1 protein-coding gene is annotated in these 1,341 nt (G+C 52.8%); it reads right to left on the bottom strand.

Features of this window, described 5'->3' with window-relative positions:
• Nucleotides 1–86 precede the first annotated feature (86 nt).
• Nucleotides 87–614 carry a hypothetical protein gene (locus P3T43_RS35650; protein WP_429285668.1) on the bottom strand — a complete coding sequence of 176 codons (528 nt, stop codon included), beginning with the start codon at nt 612–614 and terminating at the stop codon, nt 87–89.
• Nucleotides 615–1,341 lie beyond the last annotated feature (727 nt).

Here is a 1,341-nt window from a genome sequence, read left to right as displayed (position 1 = left end):
GGGGCTTCCCGTGTTGCGTGCGCTTCCCTTGTGTGCATGCTGTCGCCACTACCCCGGCGCAGCGACTGGGCGTCCTGCCTGCTCGTTCACCCAGCAAGCGAATACGCAAACAACCTCTCGTTCGAAGACCTCGTGCTGAGCCGTGGGCCCGTCACCTTTGATTCAGATAGGTTCACTGCTAAAGGCGACGCCGTCACCTTTTGGTGAAGCTGCTCGGCAAGTTGTTTGAGGTCCGACGTCGAAATCGTCTTCGCTCCGCCGCCCGTCGCTTGATCGGGTGGCGCAAGACGCGAGCGAAATGAACTGAGCACAATGGAGAGCGGTAGCGGAGAAGCGTCAACGCCCAGAATTGCACCAATCTTGCTGGTCACCGTTTTCCATCGCTCGTCGACTTCCTGACTGTTCGAAACATCAATCCAGTCATCCTTCGGGCACGTGGCCACACTCGTTGTCTGCACGATTGCGACTGTCGACGCAACGCCCGCTTGCGTATTGGCTTGCGGATGTGTGAGACCGACCCGTGGAAACGCTTCGCCTAAATCAAGCGAACCACAACCTGCAAGCGCTATGGCAGCCAACATCGCAACGATCAATCCGACAGGGGGAATTGACATACGGGCTCCGTTTTCTTGATTGCCGCTCACGAACCTGGCATTTGCGCGGGTAACCGCTGTCTCTATGCATTGAGGCATACGACAAGGATCAACGCTCTTCAAGACGATTTGTAGAGCATCGTCATATTGAATTCAAGGATCGGACACATTGGTGAAAACGCGAAACGCACCAACAACGTTTTCTTTTTCCTAATATTACGCAACCCTTTCTTCAATAGTTCGTTTCCCCACATAGCGCAAGAACGGGTACTTTATATTGACACGCGATGTCCTAGTCTTCGGATTCGTGAGGAGTACGTCGACGCGCACGCCTCCGAATCGCAGAAGGCAAGTGACGCTCGCACGATCCATCGTTAGATGGACCGCTATACAAGTGGTACAAGCTGTAGATGTATCAAAACAGAAACAGACTGAGAGGAGCGTAAATTCTGTCCAACGCGGTAGAACGCTCACACGAACTGAGGAATTCAATCAATTTCTATAAGCAATGCAAAGCAATCGCCTGTTGCACAGCCTATTCTGTCGAACACGGCTATGTAATCGCCGCTCTTGGTCAGTATCGGGCAGGAAGACGGTGAAACTGTTTCTCTACGTGAACGACGCCGTGCTAGCAAAGCACTTAATGCTAAACCTGGCTCTTTTGAAAATTGTGTGGGTAATGCGGCTCACGAGGCATGCGGGTTGAAGCTGGAGAAATCGAGTTTGCCGGCGATGAGAAAGAGCACGG

The organism is Paraburkholderia sp. GAS41, assembly GCF_050436545.1.
GTDB lineage: Bacteria > Pseudomonadota > Gammaproteobacteria > Burkholderiales > Burkholderiaceae > Paraburkholderia.
Note: the sequence above shows the minus strand (reverse complement) of the source record. Positions and strands in the feature narration are given on the sequence as shown.